Origin of the sequence: Pseudoalteromonas nigrifaciens (assembly GCF_002221505.1) — a bacterium.
Lineage (GTDB): Bacteria > Pseudomonadota > Gammaproteobacteria > Enterobacterales > Alteromonadaceae > Pseudoalteromonas > Pseudoalteromonas nigrifaciens.
In genome coordinates, this window is record NZ_CP011037.1 from 311667 (window position 1) to 334364 (window position 22698).

Annotated in this window: 16 protein-coding genes and 6 pseudogenes; 10 read left to right on the forward strand and 12 right to left on the reverse strand. The window is 39.7% G+C overall.

Going from position 1 to position 22698, the window contains the following annotated elements:
• Positions 1 to 44: 44 nt before the first annotated feature.
• Positions 45 to 1286: an RNA-guided endonuclease InsQ/TnpB family protein gene (locus tag PNIG_RS17915; RefSeq protein WP_089369158.1), complete on the forward strand. Its 1242-nt coding sequence runs from the start codon at positions 45 to 47 to the stop codon at positions 1284 to 1286.
• Positions 1287 to 1331: 45 nt separating this feature from the next.
• A pseudogene (locus PNIG_RS17920) lies at positions 1332 to 1673 on the forward strand (hypothetical protein); the annotation flags it as partial.
• Positions 1674 to 1777: 104 nt separating this feature from the next.
• On the opposite strand, the gene PNIG_RS17925 reads toward PNIG_RS17920, so the two are convergent.
• The 4 genes from PNIG_RS17925 to PNIG_RS17940 all read right to left on the reverse strand — a co-directional run bounded on the left by PNIG_RS17925 (position 1778) and on the right by PNIG_RS17940 (position 7491).
• A complete protein-coding gene (locus PNIG_RS17925) occupies positions 1778 to 2203 on the reverse strand; it encodes a hemerythrin domain-containing protein (protein WP_089369159.1) in 426 nt (141 codons plus the stop codon).
• 220 nt (positions 2204 to 2423) lie between these two features.
• Positions 2424 to 4472 (reverse strand): S9 family peptidase, encoded by a 2049-nt coding sequence (locus PNIG_RS17930; protein ID WP_089369160.1) that lies wholly within the window; start codon positions 4470 to 4472, stop codon positions 2424 to 2426.
• Between the two features lie 184 nt (positions 4473 to 4656).
• Complete coding sequence (locus PNIG_RS17935) at positions 4657 to 5883, reverse strand: threonine/serine exporter family protein (protein WP_041454906.1); 1227 nt, start codon at positions 5881 to 5883, stop codon at positions 4657 to 4659.
• Between the two features lie 378 nt (positions 5884 to 6261).
• Positions 6262 to 7491 carry a glycosyltransferase gene (locus PNIG_RS17940; RefSeq protein WP_089369161.1) on the reverse strand — a complete coding sequence of 410 codons (1230 nt, stop codon included), beginning with the start codon at positions 7489 to 7491 and terminating at the stop codon, positions 6262 to 6264.
• Positions 7492 to 7859: 368 nt separating this feature from the next.
• Between PNIG_RS17940 and PNIG_RS17945 the strand changes: the two genes are divergently transcribed.
• The 5 genes and pseudogenes from PNIG_RS17945 to PNIG_RS17965 form a co-directional block, all read left to right on the forward strand.
• Complete coding sequence (locus tag PNIG_RS17945) at positions 7860 to 10328, forward strand: alpha/beta hydrolase family protein (protein WP_089369162.1); 2469 nt, start codon at positions 7860 to 7862, stop codon at positions 10326 to 10328.
• Positions 10329 to 10379: 51 nt separating this feature from the next.
• A pseudogene (locus PNIG_RS17950) lies at positions 10380 to 10613 on the forward strand (alpha/beta hydrolase family protein); the annotation flags it as partial.
• Positions 10614 to 10664: 51 nt separating this feature from the next.
• A pseudogene (locus PNIG_RS17955) lies at positions 10665 to 10895 on the forward strand (alpha/beta hydrolase family protein); the annotation flags it as partial.
• A gap of 51 nt (positions 10896 to 10946) precedes the next feature.
• Positions 10947 to 11177: pseudogene (locus PNIG_RS17960) on the forward strand (alpha/beta hydrolase family protein); the annotation flags it as partial.
• Between the two features lie 443 nt (positions 11178 to 11620).
• Positions 11621 to 11797: pseudogene (locus PNIG_RS17965) on the forward strand (LysE family translocator); the annotation flags it as partial.
• A 79-nt stretch (positions 11798 to 11876) separates the two neighbouring features.
• On the opposite strand, the gene istB reads toward PNIG_RS17965, so the two are convergent.
• Both istB and istA read right to left on the reverse strand, forming a co-directional pair.
• The gene (gene istB, locus PNIG_RS17970) at positions 11877 to 12632 is read right to left on the reverse strand and encodes an IS21-like element helper ATPase IstB (RefSeq protein ID WP_024603886.1); all 756 of its coding nucleotides are present in this window, start codon (positions 12630 to 12632) and stop codon (positions 11877 to 11879) included.
• A gap of 14 nt (positions 12633 to 12646) precedes the next feature.
• The gene (istA, locus tag PNIG_RS17975) at positions 12647 to 14191 is read right to left on the reverse strand and encodes an IS21 family transposase (RefSeq protein WP_024600838.1); all 1545 of its coding nucleotides are present in this window, start codon (positions 14189 to 14191) and stop codon (positions 12647 to 12649) included.
• Between the two features lie 206 nt (positions 14192 to 14397).
• Between istA and PNIG_RS17980 the strand changes: the two are divergent.
• A pseudogene (locus PNIG_RS17980) lies at positions 14398 to 14847 on the forward strand (LysE family translocator); the annotation flags it as partial.
• A gap of 53 nt (positions 14848 to 14900) precedes the next feature.
• Here the strand turns inward: PNIG_RS17980 and PNIG_RS17985 are convergent.
• From PNIG_RS17985 to PNIG_RS18005, 5 genes are read right to left on the reverse strand one after another with little or no spacing between them, the layout of a single operon-like run.
• Positions 14901 to 15464: a hypothetical protein gene (locus tag PNIG_RS17985; RefSeq protein WP_011329873.1), complete on the reverse strand. Its 564-nt coding sequence runs from the start codon at positions 15462 to 15464 to the stop codon at positions 14901 to 14903.
• Positions 15454 to 16728: a transglycosylase SLT domain-containing protein gene (locus PNIG_RS17990; RefSeq protein ID WP_011329874.1), complete on the reverse strand. Its 1275-nt coding sequence runs from the start codon at positions 16726 to 16728 to the stop codon at positions 15454 to 15456. Before PNIG_RS17990 ends, PNIG_RS17985 begins: the two co-directional genes overlap by 11 nt.
• An 8-nt stretch (positions 16729 to 16736) precedes the next feature.
• Positions 16737 to 17525, reverse strand: a complete 789-nt coding sequence (locus PNIG_RS17995; protein WP_089369167.1) for an ETEC_3214 domain-containing protein — start codon at positions 17523 to 17525, stop codon at positions 16737 to 16739.
• A gap of 20 nt (positions 17526 to 17545) precedes the next feature.
• Positions 17546 to 18379, reverse strand: a complete 834-nt coding sequence (locus PNIG_RS18000; protein ID WP_244181086.1) for a TonB-dependent receptor — start codon at positions 18377 to 18379, stop codon at positions 17546 to 17548.
• A gap of 42 nt (positions 18380 to 18421) precedes the next feature.
• The gene (locus PNIG_RS18005) at positions 18422 to 19492 is read right to left on the reverse strand and encodes a CsgG/HfaB family protein (RefSeq protein ID WP_011329877.1); all 1071 of its coding nucleotides are present in this window, start codon (positions 19490 to 19492) and stop codon (positions 18422 to 18424) included.
• Between the two features lie 88 nt (positions 19493 to 19580).
• On the opposite strand from PNIG_RS18005, the gene PNIG_RS18010 reads away from it, so the two are divergent.
• Both PNIG_RS18010 and PNIG_RS18015 read left to right on the forward strand, forming a co-directional pair.
• On the forward strand, positions 19581 to 19763 hold the full coding sequence (locus PNIG_RS18010; RefSeq protein WP_011329878.1) for a hypothetical protein: 183 nt from the start codon (positions 19581 to 19583) through the stop codon (positions 19761 to 19763).
• Between the two features lie 160 nt (positions 19764 to 19923).
• Positions 19924 to 20172, forward strand: coding sequence for a DUF4282 domain-containing protein (locus tag PNIG_RS18015; protein ID WP_011329879.1), 249 nt, complete (start codon positions 19924 to 19926; stop codon positions 20170 to 20172).
• A 229-nt stretch (positions 20173 to 20401) separates the two neighbouring features.
• Here PNIG_RS18015 and PNIG_RS18020 read toward each other — a convergent pair whose 3' ends face one another.
• Positions 20402 to 22642 carry a bifunctional diguanylate cyclase/phosphodiesterase gene (locus tag PNIG_RS18020; protein ID WP_089369168.1) on the reverse strand — a complete coding sequence of 747 codons (2241 nt, stop codon included), beginning with the start codon at positions 22640 to 22642 and terminating at the stop codon, positions 20402 to 20404.
• Between the last annotated feature and the right edge of the window lie 56 nt (positions 22643 to 22698).

Sequence of the window (22698 nt, forward strand, 5' to 3'; positions counted from 1 at the left end):
TTCTATCTTGACAACCCTTTCATATACAGTAGTCTATACAGTGTATGAAAAAGACGCTTAGATACAATTACAGACTGAATCCTACACCAGAACAAGAAGCTAAACTCATAGAGTTTGGCGCGACTGCGCGTGGTATTTGGAACTTATTACTGTCTGAAAATATGCGTCGATATGAGTTCGATAAAACATTCTTGTTCTACAATGATATGGCCTCGCTTCTTAAGGAAATAAAGCCTTTTGAAGAGTTTACGTGGATTAAGTCTTTTGACTCGGCAGCAGCTCAGCAAGTTGCTCGCGACTTAGAAACAGCGTTAAAGAACGCAATCTCGAAAGGCCGTTTGCAGCGCTTTCCAAAGCATAAAATCTCATACAAAAAGAAAAAACTTCATAACGATTCATTTCGAGCGGTAAACAATTCTAATTGCATCCGTATTGAAGATGGCACTATCAGTATTCCAAAAGTTGGTAAAGTGCCTATCATTTTACATCGCGAACTGGCTAGCAAAATCAAAACGGTAACTGTTCAGTTTCGCCACGGTAAATGGGAATGCAGTATTACTCAAGAAGTGGAGTGCAAAACAGCGCTTCGCGTTTTAAAAACAATCACAGGTTTTGACATTAACTCAAAGCAAACGGTAGTTGGCTCGAACGGCTACGTGGCCGACAATCCAAAGTTTTTAACGCAATCAAAAGCCAAATTAAATCAATTGCAACGTCAGCTTGCCCGCCGAAATAAAGGCTCAAATCGCTGGCACAAAACAAGACAACGCATCAATAAATTACACGGTAAGATCTCAAGGCAAAGGCTCGACTTTGCACACCAAATCTCACGACAGATAACCAATGAAAATGACATTTTAGTGTTTGAAGATTTAAACGTAAAAGCGATGCAAAAATTCAATGGCAGTATGGTAGCTGACAATGTGATGGCTCTGATAACTCAGCTTTCAAAATACAAGGCTGAGCTTGCAGGCAAGCTCTATCATGAAATTGGTCGATTTGAAAAATCGACTGGGATTTGTTCTGAATGCGGCCAGCACCATGTTTTAACATTGAACGATAGACATTTCATTTGTGTGGCTTGCGGAGTGCATCAAAATCGGGACCTTTCAGCGGCTAAAAGCATAGCGAACACAGGTGAGTTAGACTTAATAGCGGCTGGAATCGTCGCAAGGGTTAATCCCACTTCTCAGCGGAAAGCAGCTAATAAAATGAAAGTCTTCGAGCTATCGAAGTTTGCTGTTGGATCTGAGAAAAAAAGAAGCAGCCTAGCATTCATAAGCTAGACTGTAGAAGCCCATTGATCGACACGTAGTGGCGTCGGTGGGTAGTTCACTGTAATGATAATGTGGACGCTGGATAAATTTGTGAATCCGGCACATAGCGCCGGTATTTTTGAAAAGTTTTATGGCATTAGTGGGTCAACAGATATAGTGGCGTATGTGTTAGGTGCGCTGCAATTAGTTTTAGTCTTAGCATTTTTGGCGGGTATTAAAAAGCGACTTACTTACGGAATCATTTTTGTAATGCATGGCTTGTCTACACTTTCATCGTACAACCAGTACATAGATGGCTTTAACAACTTATTATTCTTTACTGCATGGCCAATGTGGGCTGCGTGTTTTGCGTTGTATTTACTGCGCGACCAAGACGTAAAATTTACTATAAAGTAATACATAAAAAATTGGTTATAAGCCGCTTGGCTTATAACCAAATAGTACACAAGGGAGTGTATCAAAGTTAAAGTTATAGCGTATAAAGTAGTTACTGCATGCAGTTAGTGCATTGCATCGTTGTAGTGCTCAGCTAAGCTTTCTTTTTGCCCTTCGGTTAGTGCTTTGCCGGCTAGTTGAAATACTTCGTGCTCTTCTTCATCTAAGTGATGATGCACTAAATGATGGAGTTTTTTAGCAGCAACCAACCACGCTGGTGAACTCCTATCGGTTTCTTCAAGTTGTTCAATTAATTCATCAATATCATGATGTTCTGCCACACTATGGCGGGCTTTTTCATGGGTTAGATCTTCAAACATCAGTGGGTTATAAAAATAACGCTCTTCAAACTTTGCATGTTGTTTTAGCTGTGTTTTTAGTTCAAGCATTAACTTTTGACGCTCATCTGTATCACCATGAGTTTGAATAAGCGCATCTACTAACTTACGCTGTATGTCATGATCGGCGCTTAGTGCTTCAAAAATATTCATTTTATTTCCTACTTTACTCATTGTTTAAATAATATGAAGCAAATATAAGGCCATTTTTAATACACTGTAATACAAGGGGTTTTGTTTTTATTACAAAGAGATTATTTGAGAGGTGTGTAAAAATTACTATGCACTGTATAAAGCTAACAACAAAAAGGGCTAATATTGCTACTAGCCCTGTAATAAAATAACTTACTTATTCATAACCGTATTTAGCTAGCTATTTATTTGCGTCTTTTATTGCTTTAAGTTTAGCTGCGTGGTCAATTTCAAACGCGGGCATGTCTTTATTGCCATCGATCAGGTAGTTATCCATCCAACGCATTAAACGTAAGCTGTAGTCGTACTGAGCTGCTACTTTACGGTTACCGTGGCCTTCGCCAGGGTAGTAAACTAAACGCACGTCTTTACCTTGCACTTTCATGTAACGGTATAGCTCCATTGATTGCGCTGGGTGTACACGAGGATCGTCTTTACCGTGCATAATTAATAATGGTGTTTTAGATTGTCCAGCCCAATAAATAGGGCTGCGCTCTAAGTACCATTGCCATTTATCCCAAGGGTATGAACGAGCATGTACTAGGTTCATTTCGTTAGATATATCGGTAGTACCAAACTTAGATAATTGATTAGATACGCCAACAAACATTACGCTGGCAGCAAAGTGCTCAGTTAATTTTGTTGCGCCCCACGCAGAAGCATAACCGCCGTATGAGCCACCAGTAATACCAACACGTTTAGTGTCTACTAAACCCATATCAACAAGGTGGTTTTTAAAATCTACTAAGTCATCAAACTCTTTGCCTGCGTAGTCATTTTGGCCAAGCTTAGAGTAATCAACCCCTTTACCCGTTGAGCCACGATAATTTGGATAAAATACAGCGTAACCACGAGCTGCTCCCATTTGACCAGGACGTGAGTAGTTAGTTAACCAACCGTCTTTGTCATGGCTTTCAGGGCCGCCATGTACCGACATGATTAATGGGTAACGTGTCCCTTTTTTATAATCAAGCGGATACACAAGTACACCATCAATTTCTACGCCGTCACGGGCTTTTAAATTAATTGTTTGTTGCTTGGCAAAGCGCTTGTCGTTTAGCCACGTGTTTGAATCGGTTAAACGCTCTGCTTTTTTGCTACGAACAATAAACACTTCGTTAGGATGTTTTGCGGTATTGGCGCGCAGCGCTAAGGTTTTATCTGAAGCAGAGATACTTAGGCTTGAGGCAATAAATTGACCTTCTTTAACTATTTTTTTGTATTTATTGCTGCCGGTTTTAATGCTGCCGACAAAGCTTTGGGTGCCTACATTGGCAATAAAGTTTAAGGTATTGCGTTTATTCTGCCATTCAATATCGGCTACGTGGCCGCTAAAGTTGGGTAACCACTCATCTACTTTACCGCTTTTTGTATCGGCTAAAAATAAGCGACCAGTAGCAGGATCGTGTTTATCTTGTGCGCCTAAAATTGCGATATAACGACCATCATGAGAAAGCTCTGCTGTACCAAGTTTACCCTCTGTGGCAAACGACATAGTTACTTGATTACTTGCTATATCAAACAAGTGCCATTGTGATTTTGTGTACTTATCATCAATTAACGCAGTAGGCTGAGTTTTAACCAGTAGCTTTTTGCCATCGGCAGCCCAGTTAACATCACTAACATAGTTAGCTACATTGAGCGCGGCAGGTGAAAGTGGCTTATCGGTTTGTTTTAAATCAGCAATAAACAGCTGTTTGTTTTTTAAACCTTGTTCGTATACCTCTGCCATAAAGCCTAATTTTTTAAGCTCTTTATCAGATTTATCAGCTGCTGGCATTGCCAAAATAGCGAGGTGTTTATTGTCAGGGCTTAGTGCGTAGCTTGAAATAGAGGTATCTTTTAATGACAGTACTTTATGTGCTTGGCCGCCATCAACCGGAATTTGATAAAGCGCGGTAAATTTGTCATCTTTTAATTTTGCTAAAAAGTAGATGGTTTTACTGTTGTTAGACCATTGAATGCTGCTAATACTAACCGAACCGGTAATAAAAGGGCGCTCTACACCTTTGTCGTTAACCACATACAGCTCACGGTAGTTAGTGCCATTTTCATCAACATACAGCTCACGCGGCACCGAACGAGTAAAAGCGACGTTATCGCCATCTGGACTAATACTGGTTTGAATAACTGATTGAATTTTTGGGATATCTTCAACCGTTAATACTGTTGAAGCACTTACCAATGAGCTAGATAATCCCATTGCAAGCACTAAGCTAAGTTTTAACATTAAACTTTCCTTTATATACACGTTAACTTGGCAGTATATCAAGGCTGATGTAATAGGCTAAAAAATGCGATTAACACACTGTTTATAAAGGTTAATGGATAAAGCGGTGATAAAAGTAATGACGCCAACTTTTATCACAAATGTTGGCGTATATTTTAATTAATGGATAGGTGAGAAAAGCGCGTTACAAACTCTTTTTAGGTGGTAGTGCTACGTTGGCAAAAATTAACCCAGCTACTAGCGACATAAAAATTAAAAACGTTTGCTGGCCTATATGTTCTGCATAAACAAAGTCTTGACCTTCAATAAGCGAATTTAAGCCAATATAGGTTTTGCTACCCGGTACTAATACAATTAAGCCTTGCATAGCAACAATAGAAGCGGGGGCGTTGGCCACGCGATTAAATAAGTTGCTAAATATGCCAACGGCTAATGCGCCAACAAAGGTCCCTAAGGTGTAATCGAGATACATAGCCGAGCCAATACTGGTGCCATAAGCAATAAAGCCAGATGCGATAGACCACACGGCATGTTTAAGCTTGGTTCTAAATATGACTATTAGGCTGCTACACAGCAAAAATATAGCAAGCCAAGGCGTCCACGCTGGCAGTGGCGCAGGTTGCACAAAGTCGGCCTGTCCAAATAATGCAAAACCAATACCTATGCCAATAAAACCACCAAAGTAGAGTTTAAACAGCAACATGAATGAGTCCATCACCCGTGCTGTACCCGACACTAAGTGCCTTGCTGCAAGTTCTGCTAATCCTAGGGCTAATGCTAAACCCGGAATAAATACAATGATGGACGACAGTACCACTAAACGTATATTGATCTCTGGGGCAAAATAAACACTAATAGCACAGGCAACGATTGACGATACAATTGCTACCAAAGGCTCAAGCATGTGGGCGACACGTTTTGAGCGCCCCGACCAAAGCACAAACAAGTATACAAGAGATGAGAGTAACGCAGACCAAGCTACATCAAACCAGCTGGTGCCCATTAACATAGCAAACGCACCACCAGATGTGGCAAACGCAATGCCTGTAGTGAGTTTATTGTAAGAGTTAGGAGCAACAAAAATAATGTCTAGCTGTTCGTCCACTTCGTGCAAGGTTAACTTGCCATCAAGCATTTGATTAACTAAGTCGTCGGTGTCGGCAAGTGAGCCTAGGTCGTGATCGCCAGGATCTACCCGTGCAACATGGGTATACTCGTCTTCGTGGCCGTCGGTCCAAATAACAAAGGTAACAGAGGTAGGCGACATAACAAACGACGATTTAAGGTCTAAGTAGGTCGCAACTTCCATTAAATGCGCTTCTAAGCGGTATGCGGGCGTACCATATTTGTGCAGCATTTTACCTAATTTAACGATAAATTTGCGTTTTTCTGTAAAGGTTGCGTTTTTCAAATGCTTTTAAGCCAACGGTTAAATAACTAAGCTAAAAATATAGACAAAAAATACTAATCTGCCATAAAAAGTGCTAATTCAGAGTTCATCCAGTGGCTTTTGATTCAAGTGGGCAACATGTAGGAAGGGTGGTTCCCTTTCAAAAGTTGCCAACGAAGAAGAAATGTCACTGGTGAGCTCCCTTGGGCGAGTTTTAAATGAGCTTATACTGCGTTCCTCGAACTCAAAATAGAACCACTATTTTATCATTCAAGCGCCTTGTCTAGGCTCATTTTAATTCTCGCTGAATTGTACCGTTTAAGGTAGATTGGTATTAAAAATTTGCCCACGTTTAATGGGCGCGATTTTAAACACTAATTGGTGTGTGTCTAGTCATTTTTAATCTAATTTTTTATTTTTTTCAGCTATCCATTGCGACATGTATTGTGTGCTGCGCATTGTATGATATTTGAGCATTTGGCCTGTAAAGTTTTTTTCGCGATGGGCATTTAAATCGCTACTTATTGAATCGACTTTTTGAATTAACGCAGCGCTTAATTGGGCTTTGTCATACAGCGTATTAAGTAGTGTATTGCCATCTTGTTGTGCTTGTTCAAATTCACTTTGATTGTTGTACATTTCAACGGCTGCATTTGCAAAATCTTCGGCGGTGTTTGCTATTTTTCCAGGCCAAGATAACTCATTATGCATACCTTCACTGCCAATATTAGTGGTAACACTTGGGGTTTGCATAATCATGGCTTCAAGTAATTTACCTTTAATACCTGCGCCAAAACGCAGTGGTGCTAAACATACTCGTGCGCTTTGCATTACCTCAAACGCATTATCGGCCCAGCCTTTAATTAAAAACCCCGATTTAGGGTTGTTAAGTGCAGTTGCTTTTGGCGGCGGGTACGATCCATAAATATGCAGCTCAGCTTTAGGCAGTTGCTTGCGAATAAGTGGCCAAATTTGTTGTAAATAAAGCACAGCATCCCAGTTTGGCGCGTGCCTAAAATTACCTATGGTCATAAAGTGTTGGCGCTGCTCAAAGGTTTTAGTGCTGGTGGGCAATGTGTTTAAATCGACCATAAAAGGTAAATGGTGTAATAAGCTAGGCTCTATTTTAAATACATCATTAAGTAAGCTCATTTCATAGCTAGAAATAATAAGGCTTAAATCGCAACGTAAGATGGCTGCAATTTCGCGTTTTGCTATGTCTGAGTGCAAGTCGTTAGTGGTAAATTCTCGCTCGCCTTTGTGGGCTTCGTGGCGCGCATTACGCAAACATTGTAGATCTTCGGTATCTAAAATTTTCAGCGCATTCGGGCAATGCTTATCAACGCGCCAACCAAACTGCTCTTCCATCATAAAACGATCAAACATAACGATATCGGGAGCATATGCTTTAACGTAATCGTCAAAACTTTCGCAGTTAAGCGCAATGCTCTGGCTACTAATACCAAAGTCGTCAAGGTTGACCATGTGCTCGGTGCGCAGTGCCGGCGTTGCAAACTCTACTTGCCAGTTTTGGGCTCTAAAGGCATTTAATAACGACATCATGTGCGTGCCTGCAGCAGATGAGTTGGGCTCTGGCCATACGTAGCCAATTACCAGCACTTTTTTCATTGGCTAGGATCTCTTATTAGTAAGTTTAAATTTACCCATATAGAAACAGGTAAGCTTATTTTTGTGATGGTTATTACAATATTAACGGTAGTAGCACAGTAAATTTAGCGCACTAGTTCTACACAAGTTCAATGCTTATAAAGTCATTTTTTATTAATGGGTAATATTAAAAAATATGACAGCATTTACTTTATTCATCAGCATTGTTTTTTAGGTGTACAGCACTTTATAAATAGCGCTGTAGTGTAGCTTAAGTTAGGGTGGCGATAAATCATTTACGCTATTTTGTATAACCTTAATGCTTTATGAATGCGGCAAAACATGTTTAGATAGCTTTATTAAACTAAATAATTACTAAAGGACAAAACATGAACGCTTTTAGGCTGTTAGTTGCCTTTATTGGCTGTATTGCATTACTGCCAATGAGCTATGCAGAGCAAGGATATCAAACGCCATCGGCTGAACTTGCTGCATTAGTAGATGCTAAGTTATCGCCCACCAGTAGTTTGTCAGACGATGGCCAATGGCTGGCATTGTTTGAGCGCAAACGTGTTGTGTCGCTAGATGAGTTGGCAAAAGAGGAGCTTAAACTGGCGGGCATTAAACTCAACCCGGCAAACTTTTCACGCTCACGCGTAAGTGCAAAATACAGTGCGGTGCAAATTAAACACGTACAAAGTGGTACGGTTATTAATATTAATAACTTGCCACAAGGTATTATTCGCGCGCCAAAGTGGTCATCAAATAGTGAGTACTTAGCCTTCGTGGTTGAGCAAAAAAATGATGCGCGTTTATGGTTATACAATGTAAAAACAAAACAAGCTAATGAGCTAAACTCAATTGCGCTAAACTCTGTCCTTACTGCATCCCCTTATGAATGGCTACCCGATAGCAGTGCCTTGGTTGCAAATTTAGCTGTTAATTTAGGAAAAGCCAGATTACAAAATGATAGCCAAAGTACGATGCCTGTTATTCAGCAAAGTAGCGGCGAAAAAGCCCCTGCACGTACTTATCAAAACTTATTAACCGGTCCGTTTGATGAGGCGCAGTTTAAGTTTTATGGCCAAGGGCAACTCGCCTATATAACGCTTGATGGTCATGCGCAACCGATTGGCCGCCCTGCGTTGCTTAAGTCATTTTCAGTATCACCCGACTCAACCAATATATTAGTGGCAAGCATAAACGAGCCATTTTCGTATCAAGTTCCATACAACCGCTTTGCTACAACATGGCAAATATGGGGAATGCGTGGTTTTTCACTAGTTGAGCTGGCAAAACAACCATTAGCCGATAATATTCCACAAGGCTACGACAGTGTACGTACTGGCAGACGTGACTTTGAGTGGCGAGGCGATCAAGGTGCAGAGGTTATTTGGGCTGAAGCGCAAGATGCCGGTGATATGAAAACCGATGTTGAATATCACGACTTTATTTACAGCTTACGTGCACCGTTTAAGCGCGAGCCTAAACTGTTTGCTAAAGTAGAGCGTCGTTATTCGGGTATAGAATGGGGTAACGATAATATTGCTATGCTCAGCGATTGGCGCTTTAGTGACCGCCAAGTGCGTACTTATATTATTGCCCCACGTGATGCTGATAAAAACCGCATATTATTTTCAGAGCGTAGTTACAACGATGCCTACAAAGACCCTGGTAGAGCACTATATGAGCGCAATGATTTAGGCAGCAAGGTAATAAAAGTGGTTGGCGGACGCTATCTGTTTTTACGCGGTAATGGCGCATCAGAGCAAGGTAATGTGCCGTTTTTAGACCAATACGATGTAAAAACTCATAGCAGCAAACGTTTGTGGCAATCAGCGGCACCTTATTATGAGCGTGTTCGTGCGTTACTTGATGACGAAGGTAAGCGTTTTATTACTATTAGAGAGTCTAAAACAGAGCAACCTAACTTTTTTATTCGTGATTTAAATAAACAAAATTTAACTCAAATTACTAATTTTGAGCACCCTTACCCTGCATTTAAAGGCGTAACAAAAGAGCAATTACGTTATACCCGAGATGACGGTGTTGAGCTTTCAGGCACACTTTATTTACCACCAGGTTATGATAAATCTCAAGGCCCATTACCTGTATTAATGTGGGCATACCCGCTTGAATATAAAGATAAAGCAGTCGCTTCTCAAGTGCGTGAATCGCCTTATGAGTTTACCTCTATTGGTTACTGGGGCCCGATGCCTTACTTAGCTAAAGGTATTGCGGTGTTTGACGATCCTAAAATGCCTATTGTAGGTATTGAGGGCAGTGAACCAAATGATAACTTTAGAAAGCAACTAGTGGCCAGCGCACAAGCTGCCGTAGATGTATTGGTTAAAAAAGGCATTGCTGATAAAAACAATATTGCCATAGCAGGGCATTCATATGGCGCATTTATGGTGGCTAATTTATTAGCGCATAGTGACTTGTTTAAAACCGGTATTGCCCGCAGTGGCGCGTATAATCGCACCTTAACGCCGTTTGGCTTTCAAGGCGAAGAGCGCGACTTTTGGCAAGCCCAAGATGTGTACGCAAACATGTCGCCATTTTTTCATGCCGAAAAAATTAACGAGCCAATGTTGATGATTCACGGGCAAGAAGATCCGAATTCTGGCACCTTTCCCATGCAAAGTGAGCGTATGTACGCCGCATTAAAAGGCTTAGGTAAAGAAGTGCGCTTAGTTATGCTACCCCATGAAGCACATGGCTATCGTGCTCGTAAAAGTTTACTGCATGTATTGTGGGAGCAAGAACAGTGGTTAGATAAGTACTTACTTAATGACTCTGCCGGGCCGGTAAAGGTAATAACTGAGCAAGTGGCAGAGCCAGCACCGAGCCAGTAGTAAAGTACGTGTTTATGCTGTGAGAGCAAGAAGATCCACTCTAAATCTCACGGAACCTTCCCAATGCAAAGTGAGCGTATGTACGCCGCGTTAAAAGGCTTAGGTGAAGAAGCGCGTTTAGTCATGCTGCCCCATGAAGCACATGGCTATCGAGCCCGTAAAAGTTTACTGCATGTATTGTGGGAGCAAGAACAGTGGTTAAACAAATACCTGTTAATGGATGAAGAGGCTGAGCCGGTAAAGGTAATAACTGAGCAAGTGGCAGAGCCAGCACCGAGCCAGTAGTAAAGTACGTGTTTATGCTGTGAGAGCAAGAAGATCCACTCTAAATCTCACGGCACCTTTCCCATGCAAAGTGATCGTATGTACGCCGCATTAAAAGGCTTAGGTAAAGAAGTGCGCTTAGTTATGCTACCCCATGAAGCACATGGCTATCGTGCTCGTAAAAGTTTACTGCATGTATTGTGGGAGCAAGAACAGTGGTTAGATAAGTACTTACTTAATGACTCTGCCGAGCCGGTAAAGGTAACGACTGAGCTAGTGGCTGAGCCAACACCGAGCCAATAGTAAAGTACGAGTTTATGCCGTGAGAGCAAGAAGATCCCCCCTTAATTTCACGGAACCTTCCCAATGCAAAGTGAGCGTATGTACGCCGCATTAAAAGGCTTAGGTAAAGAAGTGCGCTTAGTTATGCTACCCCATGAAGCACATGGCTATCGTGCTCGTAAAAGTTTACTGCATGTGTTGTGGGAACAAGAGCAGTGGTTAGATAAGTACTTACTTAATGACTCTGCCGAGCCGGTAAAGGTAATAACTGAGCAAGTGGCAGAGCCAACACCGAGCCAGTAGTAAAGTACGAGTTTATGCTGTGAGAGCAAGAAGATCCACTCTAAATCTCACAGCATCTTCCCAATGCAAAGTGAGCGTATGTACGCCGCACTTTAGAGCAACAAAATGTATTTTTGCACTTTATCATCTCAGACTTTTGCCATATATGAGTGTATAAAATTTCCAAATTCAGACGCTTTTTGTTTTTCATAATAAAGGATAAATAACGCGAAAGCCTTGCTGTTCAGAGCTTTCAAGTGGGAAGATGTTTTACTAATAGGTAAAATTTATTTTGGGCTGATACTTTGTTTAAGGGGGAGGTAACCTTACCAAAAATTGGCTCAAGGTGAGCGAGTACAAATGGTCATATTACATATCATTTATCTTTCACCTTAGCTCTTTTTCCTTTACCCTTTCGCCTAGAACCTATTACAACTTTGTCTTTAACCCATTACGAGTTTTAAATGATTGATATAACAGTACTCGCGGTATTTATTCCCACCTTCTTTTTTGTTTCGATCACTCCAGGTATGTGTATGACATTAGCCATGACGCTAGGCATGAGTATTGGCGTGCGGCGCACTTTATGGATGATGCTTGGCGAGCTACTCGGCGTTGCTAGTGTTGCCGTTGCTGCAGTTGCGTATTCCGGTGATGGTGAACACCGATTCCGGTTTTATCGTGAACACTTAAATTCCACGCATTGGGTTCATGACATTTTTAACCTAAGTGTTCACGATGGTCAATTTTAGATTGAATTTTTCTCATAGACTCCCCCTTTAATTTTATCCGATGAGCATTGTGCATTAGTCGATCTAAAATGGCATCGGCTAAGGTATTATCGCCGATGGATTGATGCCATTCTTCGGTGGGTAATTGACTGATGATGGCGGTTGATGAACTGCCGTGCCTATCATCCATGATCTCCATTAAGTCATTTCGTTGTGCCGCTTTAAGTGGCTCAAGCCCCCAATCATCTAAAACGAGTAAGTCGATCTTAGCGAGTGACTGTAACATTCGACTGTAAGTGCCATCTGCTTTGGCTTGTGTCAGCGCAAGCATCAACCTTGAGAGTCGGTAATATTTAACGCTGTAGCCTTTCATGCATCCTGTATGCGCAAGCGCACAAGTGATATAGGTTTTACCGCTACCGCAAGGGCCTGTGATGAGTAAGTTTTGTGATTTATTCAGCCAATCACATTGCAGTAGCGATGCCATCATCGATTGATTGAGACCTCGCGGGTGATGATAATCTATGTCTCTGGCGTTAGCGGCTAATTTAAGTTTTGCCGCTTTAAGTAAGCGTTGTTGTTTTCGGCTCTCTCGGTCTTGGGCTTCACTGTCTGCTAGCAGTTGTAGTCGCTCATCGAAGGACAACCCTTCATAAGTACTTGGTTGTTCTATTTGGCTCACTAAGGCGTTGGCCATACCACTGAGTTTGAGTTGACGAAGCTGAGTTATCGTTTGTTCTAACATAGAATTTCCTTACCTTAATGGAAGCTTTTAGGACCACGGATATTTTCATGGGATTGTGGCAATAACGTCGACGGCTCTTCTTGCGTTCGCGGCAATTTATCTTGGTTGCTACTGAGTATGTCTTTGATATGTTTTAACCGATATAAACTGTATTGATTGGCTATCGCACAGGCGTTATTGAGCCGATCGGCGGGATAGCTTCTTGATAGGTTGAGTAAGCCTAAGCACACACGATACGCTTGTTCTTCATGTTGTTTCTGTGCCAATTGTGCTTTCACCCAGAGCAAAACGTCATCTCCAATATCTTTCGCCCAATTCATTAAACGCCCTGGTGACCATTTATGATGCTTCTCATGCTTTACAGGCATGTGCTCGGATGTGGTGGTCATGCCCGGATGATATTTTCTCGGGTGACTGGTGATGCGTTTATGCTTGAAATAAGCCTCAATCAAGTTGTCTTTGGCATGAAGTTCAAGCTTTTCACCCACCAAGTGATGGGGTACCGAGTAAAGATGGTTATCATACTGAACGTGATAATCAATATTCACTTTGACGTGTTTAATATCCGTGAATTGATAAGCTAGTTTGGGCATGGGCGCGAGGGCGGGTTTGTCGATTGACTCGAACCATGATTGTCGTGTCCCACTCAGTTGCTTAAAGGGCTTATTATTGACCTCAAGCAGTAAGGCTTTGATGCAATGGTTTAGCTCAGCTAATGAGAAAAAGGTTTGGTGTCGTAACTTGGCGAGTATCCAGCGTTCAATGATTTGCACGCCCACTTCGGCCTTGGCTTTATCTTGTGGTTTTCTGGGACGAGCAGGCACAATCACGGTGCCATAATGCGCGGCCAATTGCTGATAACTCGGGTTAACATCAGGGTCGTAGCGACACGCTTTACTGACACCACTGCGTAAATTATCGGGGATAACCATGTCAGGTATACCGCCGATAAATTCAAATGCTCGCACGTGACTGCCGATCCAGTCGGGTAGACTTTGGCTCCAGGTTGCTTCACAAAATGTATAATTTGATGCGCCCATCACCGCCACGAATATCTGGGCGAACTTCACTTCACCCGTCGCATTACAAACAATGGGCATCGTTTGACCCGCATAATCGACAAAGAGTTTTTCTCCTGCTTTATGCACTTGTCGCATCGAACGTTTTTGCTTTTTAAGCCAGGTCATATAGCGATCGCAGAACTGAGAATAGCTGTAACAACGATTCGGATATTGCTGAGTATATTCTTCCCAGAGTAAGTTCTTGGTGACGCCTTTGCCCGTTAATTCTTTTCGAATGGCTGGCCAATCTGGCACTTCAAATCGCTGGGATGGCCGAGTGTCGGCGCGAGGATAGAACTGACTAGCAAGCACAGAATCATCAAGCTCGTCGGGCAGTGGCCAACTTAACGATAAAGCTCTGGCTTTAGTGAGTAGTTTTTGAATACCACCGACACTGATCTTAGTGCTGGCACTTATTTTTCTGACACTGAGTTGGGCAGCAAAATGTAGCCTCAACACTTCTCGAATTTTACGCATTGTGATCCTCTTAGTCGCCATATCCCTTCCTCAGTAATACAAAAAGGAAATAGCTTAACAAAGTAATTAATAATCAATGCGTTGAAATTGTACTGGTTTGGTGTGAACACCGATTCCGGAAAATCAGTCAAAAGTGTTCACGATAAAACCGGAATGAGCGTTCACGCTAAAACCAGAACGGGTGTTCACGATGGGCCGGAATCACTGTTCACGATGCTCCGGAATATGCAGCAGTGCTAGGCGTGGCGAGTATTATGCTTTATTATCCAGAGGCGTTTGCTATTTTAAAGTGGGTAGGCGGTGCATACTTAATTTACATTGGTATAAATATGTGGCGATCTAAAGGAAAAATGTCGGTAAATACCAGCAATGCCACAGCTGTAAGTCGCCAGTCACTGTTTACGCAAGGCTTTGTAACTGCAATTGCCAATCCAAAAGGCTGGGCGTTTATGATCTCATTACTACCACCATTTATCAGCATTGAACATGACGTAGCCCCGCAACTATTAGTGTTGTTAAGTGTAATAATGGTTACCGAATTTTTAAGTATGTTGGCTTATGCAACAGGTGGAAAAAGCTTACGATTATTTTTAACACGCGGTAATAACATCCAGTGGATGAATCGCATTGCGGGCAGTTTAATGGTCGCCGTTGGTGTATGGCTGGCTTTAGGGTAGTGCTGACATACTGTAGAGTAACTTTACTCTACAGTATTCATTTTAATATGGAGTTAGTTTGCTAAGTTATTTAACTCTTCAGTGGTTTGTTGCAATCTAAATTCACGGTAAAGCATATCTTCATCATTAGGGCTCAGATTTTTGCCTGACTTTTCAATCAACTTATCGAAAATAGGCTTAGTATTTTCCATAATAACTAATGCACATAGTTGCTTTTGGTTATTTATTTGAGCAAAGCTGACTTCTTTTGCAATACTACCAACAAGGCTTTCTTCGGCTGTTTGGCGGCTTACTTGTGTAAAAGAACTTTGTGTTTGTACAGAATCTTGCTGCTGCATTTGCTTATTTATTAAGGTATCAAGAACTTGAGCTTTGCTATTAATTTGTGTTGCTAAATCAGCGCGTGCGCTAGCTACGGCCTGTGCTCTACTTGCTGCCATATTACCACTCCAAGGTACACAGCTAGATGAGGCTAACCCTCCTTCAGGTGCGCTTGGCATTAAAACCCAGCTTGGTACAGTATCAGCATTACTAAAGGGGGTTGATTGTGGCTGTTGAGTTGATCCACATGCGCTTAAAAAGAAAATAGTGGCTATTGGTAAAAGTTTATTTTTCATGTTTGATTTCCTTATTATTAAGGTTCCATTGATTAATATTTGCTTGGTACTGCTGTTCAAGCTTGTTTACTTTCTTAAGGTATTTTTTTGTTTCATCATAGGGTAAGTTTGCAATTAAGTGACTGTAAACACTTTCACTATCTAGGTCGTTTATAATAGAAATAGCACGATTAATATTTCGGCTTTTATCAGTATTAAACGCTTTAGCTACATTTCCTGCACCAGTATTGTAAGCTGCAATTGCGCAATATTTACGACTTATTGGATCTTTTATTTTCCGTAAATAACTTTTGTCTAAAATAGAAATGTAAGCAGATCCATAAGTGATATTGGTATCAGGATCAAAAAGCTCCTCTGGTGTTGGCGCTATATCTTTTTTAAAGTGTTTTCTTGCTACATCTAAACCTGCTGAATTAGGTACAATTTGCATTAGCCCAAATGCGGGAATATGCGACTTAGCATTTGGATTAAAAGATGACTCAGCATGCGAAATTGCTAATAACAGAGGTAGTTGTTGTTGCTCGTATTGTAAGTAAAAGTTTAAGTAAGGACTCACTTTTTTATGTAAATATTCGTCAGGGAGTGAAAAAGTACGAGAAGTAATATTTTTATAAGTCACATCATTATCTTTGGTGCTGAGTGATGTGTTTAATTTTTCAATACGCTGCTGTTTTTCTATGGCTAATTGCTGTTTACTTTGTATTGCTTGTTGAGGCTTTAATTGAGTGTTTTTATCAACACTGCTTAGCGACTGTTCATACTGTGTAGTTATTTCTTGTGCTAGCGTTTCTTGGTTCTGTTTTAACTCTTTTTGACTTTTAATTTCACTTTTTGAAATTGCTAAGCTATTTTCTAATTCTTGTTTAGTTGGGCTTATTAATTCTAAAGACGAGGCTAGATTTTTATCAGTTATTAATGTCTCAGCTGCTTGTCCAAGCGTACTGTGAGAATCTAATGTTTCTACAGTAACCGTCATGCTTTGTTCGTCAATAATTATGCGACTTTTTAGGTCTGCACTGTAAACGACCTGCTTTAATGTGCTGCTTTGGATGGGCACAGACCAATGCTTAAGTAATGAATCTCTAAAAGAGTCGTAATCAGCTAAATAAGCTTCTCTAAAATTTGCGTAATCTTGTTTATATTGCTTGCTGAAACTGGTTGCTTCTAAAAGTTGCTGCTTTTTAAACTCAGTAAAAGTGTTCGCACTTATATTTGTTACTGTAAAAGTACAAAGTAGTGGTAAAAACAATGAAAAATGTCGCATTTTGTTCCTTAAAAATAAACGTTAAATTCATATTTAGTAAGTAGTGAATCAGCAATATATTCGCTTGGTAATTCTGAGATTGCGTAAAAAGTTGCTTTATTGGTTGCTAATTTTTTGGTGATAGGTGAAGTAAGCGTTTGCTCGTCACTCATCAAAGTTACTTCATCTAATTTGAATAGATCCTCAGCAACATTTCCCTTTAGCTCAGTATAATCACTAAAGCCACTCGTTAAGTTAAGAAACATACCTTGGGCATTGAGTTGTTTTACTTGCATGTAGTATTTAATGTTATTACTGTCATAAAAAAATTCATTACTATCAGGCACTATTTGTTCAAGACTGTGCTCTTTTAATTTAAAGTTACTAAACGGTACCTTAGGTGAGAAATCGTCAACTAAGCTTTTGTCATAGGACAGGCTATGGACAACAATAGCTACTATGCGAGTTTCTTTATTGATTAAAGTTAGGAGGTATTTATCTTCTTTATAATAACGATATTCGTAACGTTCATCAATTTTTGAAGTTTTAATGACTTGCGGTATACCTATTTGTTTTTGCGCATATGGAAGGTAGTTACCTATGTCTAACATTGAAATCTTTTTTTCTTCAATTTTATTTGTAAAGTTAGTAATAAATCCATTATATGCTTCTATTGATAGAGCTTTAGTATCTGCCCAGTTACCTAAGCCCATAAGCGCCACCATTAACAAAATAAAATATTCTTTAAGTTTTTTTATAGTTGTTTTTTTTTCTTCAGTAACTTGTTCTGTAGGTGTGCTGTTATTTTCCACGGGCATTTCATTCCTTAAAATATGCGTTAATTAACGGGAGTATCTTTTAGTTTAATAATATCTTCAATTAATAGTGATATGCTGTCTTCATTTGCGATTTGTAGTAATTGCTGCGTTGATCTTTTAGAAAAGCTAATACCTTTACCTTGATAATGATCCTGCCAAAGACGCTTGTTAGTGTGAGTAATTATTTCTAACTGTAACCTAGTAAAAACTTTATTTTGACTACTCTTAACAATTGAGTTTTTTACATGGTAATAAACGTCGCAGGCTGAGTCTGTGATATTAAAGCCATTTTGAATAAACTTAGCGGTTAATAAGCTTTTAACTTCACCTGCTTGCGAGCCAGTACTTTTTATGCAGTTATTCTTAGCGGACAGTTTTGACTGTGCCTCTTGCTTTTTTTGTGCTTGCGCTTTTTGTATATCTGTATGGTTTATTGTTACTCCTGCATAAACCACGCAGTTATTTTTATCTACCCAACGTTCGAATATTTTAGCGTTTTTTAGCAGCTGGTCGCTTGTTATTTTAGCTGTAGAATTAAACTGTAAGTTACTTATGGAATTAGAAGAGAAGAGTTTATTTTCCTCTTTAATTTCTATTTCAGTTTTAAGAAGCTTTGTGAGTGCTTTTCGAGCTTCAAGTGCAGAACGGCGTTCGTCAATTGACTTTAGTCCAGAGCATTGAGAAGAGCCTGAGCTAACATAGAGGGTGTCGGTTACTTTATCAACGCCTATCCAATCAGGGGTTTGAGCTTGTGTTGGGTAGTAATGGGCACAGCTGCAATTAGAGTGTGTTTGTGCCTCTACTGTGAAAGAAAATAAAAGCATAGATATAAAAAGAAGTAATTTCTTATTCATGTTTCAACCAAATAGCCCAGCATTTGCTGGGCAAAGTTTGTTTTATAAACGATTGTGGTTATTATTTTGAGCTAGTTTAGCATTATGTTTGTTACGATCTAACAAACGCTGCTCACCTTCAATAATATACTTTAGCTCATCAACATCCATAGTTAGATTATGAGACTTTTGATAATATGCAAGGGCTAGCTCTAGGTCCGCTGCTCTTTCTGCACAAACAGCATTATTATAATTAATTGCTAGTGATTCAGAATAAATACTTTGAGCTCTACTAAACATCTTACAGGCGTTATCTGGCATATCTTTTTCAGCAAACTCTATTCCCATATCCAGCATTTTTTCAGCATCGTCGGACATATCAGAATCATCCGATTCCATTAATTCAACTAATTTTGTAACGCTATGCGGGGCAACATCTTGAATTAGTTCTTCTGATATCTGAGAAACTGCTTGCCCTAATAGCGCACTATCAGAATTGTGAGGATCATCACCTTCGCAAACTTTACTGCTTACCTGTTGGCTGTATCGTTTTGTGAAAATGATTTCACCAGATTCAACAGATATTGCTTTTGGCTCTAGTATTACTTTAGCTAGTTTTTCAGAGCATCGAACTTTAACATCACGAGAGCGTTTGCATTTATACCATTTGTCACCTTTTTCAACACATTCACTACGCTCTTCGTAATAGGTTGATGTTTCAACATCAGAACCATACAGAGCGGTTACCAAAGTGTCTGCGCCAGTAAGTTTACCTAATCGAGTACGATTATTTGAGTTTGTTAGGTCACCTTCATTAAAGCGCTGTTGAGCAATTACTTTATCAAGCGCTGCTTGATCAACAAAAGTAAAGTATGGCTTGTCATTAACGCGAATAGCTGAAAGGTTACTTTCAATTAAGTTCACTGCATTTGAAGAGCTTCTATCGGTAATAACAGCAATACGTTTTATTTTATCGGTGTTATCTTGATTAGCTGGGCGCATGTAGGTTACAGGTAGTTTTGCTGTTGTTAGTAGATTATTTAAGCCACCAATCATGCCGTTAATTTTACTATCTAAAGCACAACCAGATAACAAAATGCTAGAAATTACAGCAAACTGAATTCCTTTTTTCATTAAATATCCCTATTAAGTTTATATTCATATTTGTTGCTTATTTTTAACAGCTGTTATTAAATGAGTCAATTAAATATAAGTAAAACCTATGGAATTTCATGCTTTTTACTTATTCTTTAGCACTAATAACACACAAGATACCTTTAATAACCTAGTGGCTAAATCGGGAAAACGTTTAGATCCCGGTTCACGCGAAGCGCTTTACGAAGAGTTCAAAGCGCAAAAAGCAATGAAAGACTTAGAAAAAGAACTCGATAATTTAAATAAGTAACTGCGACACCTAATTTTTAATTTAATAGCGTAATTAGCTTTAATTAAATATACAGCCAGTTAGCTTTATTAAGGCTAGCTAGATAATAACTATGAGGGCTAGTAAGCGCTCATTTTTTGTGAAATAAAAATTTACTGACTATTTTAAAAAGGACTAAAAAATGAAAGATATTTTTTTCTTTGAATCTATGCTGACACCTAAAATCATTACTTTTGTATATTGGTTAATGTTACTAGGTGCTGTAATTTCTGGTGTAACCACTATGTTTGTGCAGTACGGTGGTGGTTTTTGGGCTGGGCTTGGTATTATTGTTGGTGGTGTAATTGGCGCTAGAATTTGGTGTGAACTACTTATCGTTTTATTCAAAATTCACGAGAATTTACAAAAAATAGCTAATAAATCAGAATAAAATTTTAACGTGTCACAGTAAGTTTCAGTTAGAAATAAAACCAGACACGTTATTTTATCCAAAAAACTCCGAGAAAACCCATTGATCGACACTAAGTGGCGTCGATGGGTAGTTCACTTTAACCACTTTGAGGTTCAAAAAGCCTAAAATGCATTTGCAAACATAGTTTTAGGTAAATTATTTATAAAGAGGTTAGGGGGGGCGCTGCGCTTCTTATTCTTTGCTGTTACTAACTGTTACGTTGTTGTTTTAACCAAGAAATAAACTCAGCTGCGGGCATAGGATAAGCCATATAATAGCCTTGCATACCGGTAATATTAAGTTGTGTGAGTGTTTTAGCTTGCTCTGCGGTTTCAACGCCTTCGGCAATAACATTAAAGCCAAGGTTGTGCGCAAGTGAGATTATAGTACTCACAATGGCAGACCCTCTATTACCTTCATGTATTTTATCAATAAAGCTTTTATCTATTTTTAGCTCATCAACGGGGTAAGTGTGTATATAGGCTAACGATGAATAACCAGTGCCAAAATCATCAATCGAAAACCTAAACCCTTTAGCTTTGAGCTGCTGCATTTGTGCAATATTTTCAGCCATGTCATCTAGTAAAATGCTTTCGGTTATCTCCAGTTTAAATCTTGTAGGAGATATACCAAACGCATCTACAATACTAACAATATTGTTGTATAAGGAATGTGTTATAAATTGGCAGGCGCTAATATTAATAGCAACACAAAATGAATCATGAAGTTGCTGTGTTTGCTCTAGCGTTTTAATTAACATGCAGGCGTCAAACAGTACACTGCTTTGCAATTGATCAATCAGACCAGATTGTTCCGCAACAGGAATAAAGTAGTAGGGTGATATAATGCCTTTTATAGGGTGTATCCAGCGAATTAATGCCTCAGCGGCTATAATATTACCTTGGCAATCAAGTTGCGGCTGAAAGTAAGCCACAAACTGCTTTTCTTTAATTGCAGTTATAATGTCGCTTTCTAATTGTAAACGTAAGTCTAATTCGTGTTGCAGTGCCGGATCGTAAAACGCAAAACGATGGCCGCCAAATTTTTTGGCGCTATACATAGCTGTATCGGCCCGCTTTAGTACATCGTTGCTTGTTGTGTCTGGGCCTTCAATAAAACTAATGCCAATACTGACGGTAATTTTATAACTACAGTTGTTTATTTTAAATGGGTTTTTGAAGCAGTCGAGTATTTGCTTGGCACACACTATTGCCTGGCTTTGTGCATTGTTTTTATTACTACTTAGGTGCTTAGGTAAAATTACAAATTCATCGCCACCAATTCGCGCAATAATACCTGCATTTTTAATAACGGTTTTTAACCGCATAGCAACTTCTAGTAAAACCTCGTCACCGATAACATGGCCTAATGAATCATTAATGCGCTTAAAGTCATTTAAATCTAAAAATAATAGAGTGCCAAATAAAAGCTGCTTTTTAGATTCGCTGATCATCAATTCAAGCGTGTCAGTTAGCATGCGGCGATTAGGCAATGTGGTTAATGGGTCGTAAAACACCAACTTTTTAACTTGCTCTTCAGCAAGTTTACGCTCGGTAATGTCGCGTATCATCCATAAAACATGTTTTTTATTTGGCTCATCAAGTAGGTAGTTATTAATAATTGACGTTCTAGCTTCAAAAATATGTCGGTTACCCATACAATTAAGTTCGTACTCGTACAGTTGTACTTGCTCTGTTTTCAGTGTTTTAGTAATGATAGAGATTACTTTATTAGGATCACCTAATGGTAGCGAGCTTATGCGCTGCTCATTATTTAAGCTATTACATTGCAACTCGTTGCTAGCACCATAACTTTCAATATACCGCGCTTGTTCATCAAAAATGATTCCTAAATCGGGGATCACCTCAATAAATGCTTTTAATTTATCGTTAGAACGTTGTAGCTCTAAACTAAGTGCTTTTTCTCTTGCGACAGAGCGCGCTTTTTCTATTGCTAGGCCCGATAAATGAGTAAAGCGTTCAATAAGCTTTAAATCTAATGCGGTTGGTGCGTTTGGATGCGTGTAATAAACGGCAAAACTACCGAGCACTTTGTTGTCTGAGGAAAAAATAGGAGTAGACCAACACGCTTGCAAACCATGTGCTAATGCAATAGTTTTATAATTAGCCCAAAGTGGGCTAGTAGCTATGTTACTAACAATAACTTGTTGCTCTGTGTACACTGCAGTGCCACATGAGCCTACATTATCTCCAATTGTAACACCGTCTATTGCTTGGCAATATTCAGGGGGAAGTTTAGGCGCAGCACCGTGGCGAAGTTGGTTGCCCTCTAGAGTTAAAATCGAGCTTTTAGCATTTTTAGAGTCAATTATTGCTTCAATTTGCTCGCAGATATTATGCAGGCACAGGTGTATATCTACACCCAATGCGATCTGCTCTATAATCTGTTGTTGGGCTGCAAATAATGCTGAATGTTGTGCTGGAGTCACTCAGAAAAGTTCCTAAATAATAGTTAATGTGTCTGAGCGCATAGCGTTAATAAAAA